Source organism: Mesorhizobium sp. WSM4848, from assembly GCF_055811375.1.
Genome location: NZ_JBVVPX010000017.1, coordinates 131,214 through 137,691, shown reverse-complemented (window position 1 = coordinate 137,691; position 6,478 = coordinate 131,214). Strand labels below are relative to the sequence as shown.

The 6,478-nt window shown below is 62.9% G+C and carries 7 protein-coding genes and 1 tRNA gene; 6 read left to right on the top strand and 2 right to left on the bottom strand.

Going from position 1 to position 6,478, the window contains the following annotated elements:
* Nucleotides 1–107: 107 nt before the first annotated feature.
* Entirely contained in the window at nucleotides 108–695 is a 588-nt protein-coding gene (locus tag AC0L16_RS17595) for a hypothetical protein (RefSeq protein ID WP_473622200.1), read from the bottom strand.
* Between the two features lie 391 nt (nucleotides 696–1,086).
* On the opposite strand from AC0L16_RS17595, the gene AC0L16_RS17590 reads away from it, so the two are divergent.
* On the top strand, nucleotides 1,087–1,596 hold the full coding sequence (locus AC0L16_RS17590; protein WP_473622199.1) for a ferritin-like domain-containing protein: 510 nt from the start codon (nucleotides 1,087–1,089) through the stop codon (nucleotides 1,594–1,596).
* 433 nt (nucleotides 1,597–2,029) lie between these two features.
* Here AC0L16_RS17590 and AC0L16_RS17585 read toward each other — a convergent pair.
* A tRNA-Thr gene (locus AC0L16_RS17585) sits at nucleotides 2,030–2,104 on the bottom strand.
* A 149-nt stretch (nucleotides 2,105–2,253) separates the two neighbouring features.
* On the opposite strand from AC0L16_RS17585, the gene AC0L16_RS17580 reads away from it, so the two are divergent.
* The 5 genes from AC0L16_RS17580 (at nucleotide 2,254) to AC0L16_RS17560 (ending at nucleotide 6,433) form a co-directional block, all read left to right on the top strand.
* On the top strand, nucleotides 2,254–2,490 hold the full coding sequence (locus tag AC0L16_RS17580) for a hypothetical protein (protein WP_473622197.1): 237 nt from the start codon (nucleotides 2,254–2,256) through the stop codon (nucleotides 2,488–2,490).
* A 115-nt stretch (nucleotides 2,491–2,605) separates the two neighbouring features.
* Nucleotides 2,606–3,898, top strand: coding sequence for a UDP-N-acetylglucosamine 1-carboxyvinyltransferase (gene murA / locus AC0L16_RS17575; RefSeq protein ID WP_473622196.1), 1,293 nt, complete (start codon nucleotides 2,606–2,608; stop codon nucleotides 3,896–3,898).
* Nucleotides 3,899–4,205: 307 nt separating this feature from the next.
* Entirely contained in the window at nucleotides 4,206–4,640 is a 435-nt protein-coding gene (locus AC0L16_RS17570) for a DUF2948 family protein (protein ID WP_292407002.1), read from the top strand.
* 9 nt (nucleotides 4,641–4,649) lie between these two features.
* Nucleotides 4,650–5,942 (top strand): histidinol dehydrogenase, encoded by a 1,293-nt coding sequence (gene hisD / locus AC0L16_RS17565; RefSeq protein ID WP_473622195.1) that lies wholly within the window; start codon nucleotides 4,650–4,652, stop codon nucleotides 5,940–5,942.
* 5 nt (nucleotides 5,943–5,947) lie between these two features.
* Complete coding sequence (locus AC0L16_RS17560; RefSeq protein ID WP_473622193.1) at nucleotides 5,948–6,433, top strand: UPF0262 family protein; 486 nt, start codon at nucleotides 5,948–5,950, stop codon at nucleotides 6,431–6,433.
* The last annotated feature ends 45 nt before the right edge of the window (nucleotides 6,434–6,478 follow it).

Below are 6,478 nucleotides of genomic sequence, written 5' to 3'. Positions count from 1 at the left end.
CGAAATTTCGGCCCGCAACAGCCTACTTTCGGTTTGAAGCAGGGTTGTGACCTGCTGTGCCAGATCGCTGACGAGGGCTGCGAGGCCGCGACTTTCCTGGTTGTTGATCATGGCTTCCGCTCCAGGCTTGCGCCTGCCAAATCCCTGTCGTCTCTGGGCTGATTGAAGCGGGGCGGCGTCGTGTCAGGTGCCTCTGCCGATCGCGTAGCGGACTGATCCGAGTTCGAAACCGTTTCTGAACCCCCGTCTGTTTGCGATCGACTCGGTGTCTCGGTCCGGGCAGATGGTGGCGAGCTCTTGATAAACCGCCCCAGCGCCAAGCCTGCCAATACTGAGCCGGCTATCAGCGCGCCTGAGTTTTCGCGGCCGAACGACCGCATCTCGCCAAGAACATCTTCGAATGGTTTGTCCTTCAACGAAGACGAAAGGCGTTCAAGCGAGCCGGCGGCATCGAGGGTGAACTTCGAAGCGGTCCGTTGATCATTATTGGCCAGATGCTCGCTTGCTGCTCGCAAGGCTCCGCTAAAGGCCTTTAGGTTGGAGCTGATATCGCGCTGTGTTCCCTCGGCCTTGTCGAATAGCGCCTGCTTCGCTTCAGCAGCGTAGTCGCCCGCCTTCCTGGCGAGTTCGATGCTTGCTATGGCGAAAGAGATACCTCGCGAGGAAGAGCAACGCGGCACAGGAAGGGTCCTCATGTGGGGCGCCGTGATCACCGCTGTGCTTTTTGTTACCCTACTGGCCACATTCGTCTTCGGGCCACTCTGATCTGGTTTGGGGGCAGGATTTTTCGAACTGTTGGCCTACGTATCGCGCGATACTCAGCGCCCTAACCTCTGGAGCTTGTTCCTGCGGCGGACCCAAAGCTGCCGGCCGGCGCCTACCAGGCAATGCCCACTGCTCACTGAGCACTATTAGCGGACGCCAATGTTCCGCTTCCAGGGGCTTTTGGCCGGGGAAGCAGCGACCTGCGGGACGGGTTGTCGTGGTCACCGCCGGGTATCAACTGCGCTTTGCTGGCGATCGGAACTAACGGTCTGTGGCGGCGTTGCGATGGCAGTAAGACAATGCTGACCAATGGAGACAGACATGACAGACTCCAAGGAACGTCTGGTGCAGTGGCTTCGCGACGCTCACGCCATGGAAGAACAGGCCGAGACCATGTTGAGCGGCCAAATCGGGCGTCTCGAAAACTATCCCGAGATTCGCGACCGGATGAACATGCATCTCGAAGAAACGAGGCAACAGGCAAAACGTCTTGAACAATGCCTCGATCGGATCGGCGACGGATCTTCGACGCTGAAGGATGCCGGCGGCAAGCTAATCGCCATCGGACAGAACATCAGCGGCATGTTTGCAGGCGCCGAGGTGATGAAAGGATCACTGGCTAGCTACACATTCGAGCATATGGAAATCGCCAGCTACAAAATGCTCATTGCCGCAGCCGGCGAGGTCGGCGACTCCGAGACCCAGAGAGCGTGTAAAGAAAACCACCGCGAAGAAGAGGCGATGGCAGATTGGCTGGAAAACCAACTCGGCACGGTCACCAGCGAGTTCCTCAGACGCGACGAGCGGAATGCTGACACCGCGAAACGGTGACATGCCTAAAGTCTTGCCATCGCGTTGTAGAAATCCTTCGGCGGCACGAGGCTGATCGACGTCAAGCCCGGTAGCGCTTCAGACGCGAAGGGATGGCGGATTGGTTGACGTTCTAAAAGAAACCGCTCCCCCTCGGCGCGATGTTCGAAGCGGAACCAGCGCGAGGCTTGCCGGCCTCGCGAAAATCCCAGCCGGCATGGTTTGTGCAGCCAGGATGTTCGCACGCATGGCTGATTCCCGGGCGCTATGACCTGTTCTGGCCGTGCGAGCCTGAATCTCGTCGCACATCACCTTCATCGTATGGGAATGGATACACGTCGATGTCAGGGGGCTGCGCTTGTCGATCTTGTGCCAACCAATTCCGTTGAAGGAATCTGCAGCGATCACGAGAGCCTTGCATGTCAGGGGCTTGAGCGATTTCAACGGGATAATCTGGTGCTGCGAGAGAGGATTGAACTCTCGACCTCTCCCTTACCAAGGGAGTGCTCTACCACTGAGCTACCGCAGCCGCTGATGGCGGGGCTTCTGCCATATCGAACCGGCAAGCGCAAGGCCAAGTGCAAGCCATCTGTGAAAGCCTGCTCCGACGGCTTTTGCGGACATGGCAGCGCCATAATGTTGGCTATCCCTGAATAGAGGGTCAGCCGGGACGGAGCCATGAACGACAAGGCAATTCCATCTGACAAGGAGGGTCCACCCGACAAGGAGGGGCCATCTGACAAGGGCGGGCCAGCGAAAAAGGATAGCCCACCGACAACGGCTGACCGCAAGACCCGGCTCGCCGAGCAATTGCGCGCCAATCTGCAGAAGCGCAAGGCGCAGTCGCGCTCGCGACGCACCGCCGACAAGCGGCCGGACGGGCTCGGCGCCTTAAGGGAAACGCAAAAGGATTGATATCAACAGGCTGGCGGGAATCCTGTTTCTTGAACCAAGCTGGCCAATGGTCTAGACCGGCCACAACAGACTCAACCGATTAAAACCGGCCTTTCGGCCGAGGGGACGCTCTTCCATGGATCGCATCAGAATCGTCGGCGGCAACAAGCTTGCCGGAAGCATCCCGATCTCGGGCGCGAAGAACGCCGCGCTGCCGCTGATGATCGCTTCGCTGCTCACCGACGACACGCTGACCCTGGAAAACGTGCCGCATCTGGCCGATGTCGAGCAGTTGACCCGCATCCTCGGCAATCATGGCGTCGACTATTCGGTCAATGGCCGCCGCGAAAAGCAGCAGGAGGGCTATTCGCGCACCGTCACTTTCTCCGCCCGCAACATCGTCGACACCACCGCACCTTACGAACTGGTGTCGAAGATGCGCGCCTCGTTCTGGGTGATCGGCCCGCTGCTTGCCCGCATGGGCGAGGCCAAGGTGTCGCTGCCCGGCGGCTGCGCCATCGGCACGCGGCCGGTCGATCTTTTCCTGGAGGGCCTCCAGGCGCTGGGCGCCGATATCGACGTCGACACCGGCTATGTCATCGCCAAGACCAGGAACGGCCGTCTTGTCGGCAATCGCTTCGTCTTCCCGAAAGTGTCGGTCGGCGCCACCCATGTGCTGATGATGGCCGCTTCGCTGGCCAAGGGCGAGACGGTGCTCGAAAACGCCGCCCGCGAGCCCGAGATCGTCAACCTCGCCGAATGCCTCAACGCCATGGGCGCCAGGATTTATGGCGCCGGCACCGAGACCATCACCATCGACGGCGTCGAGGCGCTGTCGGGCGCGCGCGTCCGGGTGATACCCGACCGCATCGAGACCGGCACCTATGCGATGGCCGTCGCCATGACCGGCGGCGACGTCGTGCTCGAAGGCGCGCGGGCGGACCTGCTGCAGACCGCGCTCGACGTGATTTCCCAAACCGGCGCCGAGATCACGCAGACCAATTCCGGCATCCGCGTCAGGCGCAACGGCGCCGGCATTGCGCCTGTCGACGTGACGACAGCGCCCTTCCCGGCATTCCCGACCGACCTGCAGGCGCAGTTCATGGGCCTGATGACAATGGCCAGGGGCAAGTCGCGCATCACCGAGACGATCTTCGAAAACCGCTTCATGCACGTCCAGGAACTTGCCCGGCTCGGCGCCCACATAACATTGTCCGGCCAGACGGCGATCGTCGACGGCGTGCCGAAGCTGAAGGGCGCGCCGGTGATGGCGACCGACCTTCGCGCTTCGGTGTCGCTGGTCATCGCCGGCCTGGCGGCCGAAGGCGAGACCACGGTCAACCGGGTCTATCATCTCGACCGCGGTTTTGAGCGGCTGGAAGAAAAGCTGTCCGGCTGCGGCGCGGTGATCGAGCGGATTTCGGGGTGATAACTGCGCGGAATTGCCGAGGTCGGCGCCGCCCCTCATCCGCCTGCCGGCACCTTCTCCCCGTATAGTGACGGGGAGAAGAAGGCTGGCCGCAACCTCGGCACCCTCTCTGCAACGCTGGAAATTGGCGAAATCGTTGCGAAGGCATCCTTCTCCCCGTCACTATACGGGGAGAAGTGCCCGGCAGGGCGATGAGGGGCAGCGCACACCTGAAGCGATTGTCCTGGAATCCGCGGCGCGGTTGCACGGATCGCCAAGACCGCCTAACAGAAAGTCGATTGTAAACCTTCGCAGGTGCGAACTCCGCATGAACCTTCTCAAGCTTGTCGCGCTCGACGATCAGGATCTGAGCATCGTCTCGGCCCATGTCCAGGACGCCGTGCTCAAGGTTGGCGACCTCGAATACATGCCGGCGGTCAAGCGCTTCGTGATGACGATGAACCGCTTCGTCTGGGAGGCGAAATCGGGGCTGTTCCGCCAGCACAATGAGCGGCGGCAAAGCGTGCTGCATTTCGACCGGGTGCTGGGCGCCAAGACCAGCGGCATTGCCCGCGACAAGCCGGACGAGGTGCTGTCGCTGCTGGCGATCAGCTTCGTCGCCCTCGACAAGCCGGCCGGCATTGTCGAGCTGATCTTTTCAGGCGGCGGCGCGATCATGCTCGATGTCGAGTGCATCGAGGCGCGGCTGGCTGACATTGGCGGCGCCTGGGAAGCGACGTCGCGCCCCTTCCACAGAGCCTGAGCACACAAGATGGCCATCACGCTTCGTCTGTCCGATGCCGATTTCGAGCAGCGGTTTGCCGCGTTCCTTTTGACCAAGCGCGAGGTCTCGGAGGACGTCGACGCGGTGGTGCGCGCGATCATCGCGCGGGTCCGCGCCGAGGGCGACGCGGCGCTCATCGACTACACGCAGAAATTCGAACAGGCCGACCTGAAAGGCCTCGGCATTGCCGTGTCGCAAGACGATATCGCCAAGGCCTATGATGCGGCCGACCCGCAGACGATCGAGGCGCTCAAATTCGCCCGTGACCGCATCCGTTCGCATCACGAGCGGCAGCGGCCGAACGACGATCGCTACACCGACGCTGCCGGCGTCGAGCTCGGTTCGCGCTGGACCGCGATCGAGGCGGTCGGGCTCTACGTACCGGGCGGTACGGCGAGCTACCCAAGCTCGGTGCTGATGAGCGCCGTGCCGGCCCAGGTCGCCGGCGTCGAGCGCATCGTCATGGCGGTGCCGGCGCCCGGCGGCATCATCAATCCGCTGGTGCTGGTGGCGGCGGATCTGACCGGCATATCCGAGATCTATCGTGTCGGCGGCGCGCAGGCGATCGCAGCGCTGGCCTACGGGACCGAAACGATAAAGCCGGTCGCCAAGATCGTCGGCCCTGGCAATGCCTATGTCGCGGCGGCCAAGCGCCAGGTGTTCGGCACGGTCGGCATCGACATGATCGCCGGGCCTTCGGAAGTGCTTGTCGTGGCCGACGGCAGCAACGATCCGGACTGGATCGCCGCCGACCTGCTTGCCCAGGCCGAGCATGACGTGTCGGCGCAGTCGATCCTGATCACCGACGATCCTGTCTTCGGCGCGGCGGTCGAGCAGGCGGTCGAGCGCCAGTTGCAAAACCTGTCGCGCGCCGGGACGGCGGCGGCGAGCTGGCGCGATTTCGGCGCCGTCATCCACGTCCCCCGAATCGAGGCGGCGCTGCCGCTGGTCGACCGCATCGCGGCCGAACATGTCGAGCTTGCCATCGACGAGCCGGAAGCCTTCCTGGCGCGGATGCGCAATGCCGGCGCTGTCTTTCTCGGCCGCCACACGCCGGAAACCATCGGCGACTATGTCGGCGGCTCCAACCACGTGCTGCCGACGGCGCGCTCGGCGCGCTTCTCGTCCGGGCTTTCGGTGCTCGATTTCGTCAAGCGCACCTCGATCCTGAAGCTCGGGCCGGAGCAGCTGCGGGCGCTGGCGCCGGCGGCCATCGCGCTGGCCACAGCGGAAGGCCTCGACGCGCATGGACACTCCGTCGCCATCCGGCTGAATATGTAGCTGACATGGCGGACTACGATCGAACCCGTGCCAGGCTGATCGATGTCGAACTCGACGACTCGATCGGCCGTTCGACGCCCGATGTCGAGCATGAGCGGGCGGTGGCGATCTTCGACCTGATCGAGGAAAACAGCTTCCAGCCGGTCAATGACGACGGCGCCGGGCCCTACCGGCTAAAACTGTCGCTGGCCGAATCCCGCCTGGTCTTCGCGGTGACGCGCGAGGACGGCGCGGCGGTCGTCACCCACATCCTGTCGCTGACGCCGCTCAGGCGCATCGTCAAGGACTATTACATGATCTGCGAAAGCTATTACGACGCCATCCGCACCTCGACGCCCAGCCAGATCGAGGCGATCGACATGGGCCGGCGCGGCCTGCACAATGAGGGTTCGCAGACATTGATGGACCGGCTGGCCGGCAAGATCGACATCGATTTCGACACGGCGCGCCGGCTGTTCACGCTGGTCTGCGTGCTGCACTGGCGAGGCTGAACTGTCCGTCCCTCCGCCCCGCTCGATCCTGCCGCGTTCGATCCT

Coding starts and splice junctions, on each gene's coding strand:
- AC0L16_RS17595 (WP_473622200.1), bottom strand. CDS start 695: ATGAGGACCCTTCCTGTGCCGCGTTGCTCTTCCTCGCGAGGTATCTCT.
- AC0L16_RS17560 (WP_473622193.1), top strand. CDS start 5,948: ATGGCGGACTACGATCGAACCCGTGCCAGGCTGATCGATGTCGAACTC.
- AC0L16_RS17580 (WP_473622197.1), top strand. CDS start 2,254: ATGAACGACAAGGCAATTCCATCTGACAAGGAGGGTCCACCCGACAAG.
- hisD (WP_473622195.1), top strand. CDS start 4,650: ATGGCCATCACGCTTCGTCTGTCCGATGCCGATTTCGAGCAGCGGTTT.
- AC0L16_RS17590 (WP_473622199.1), top strand. CDS start 1,087: ATGACAGACTCCAAGGAACGTCTGGTGCAGTGGCTTCGCGACGCTCAC.
- AC0L16_RS17570 (WP_292407002.1), top strand. CDS start 4,206: ATGAACCTTCTCAAGCTTGTCGCGCTCGACGATCAGGATCTGAGCATC.
- murA (WP_473622196.1), top strand. CDS start 2,606: ATGGATCGCATCAGAATCGTCGGCGGCAACAAGCTTGCCGGAAGCATC.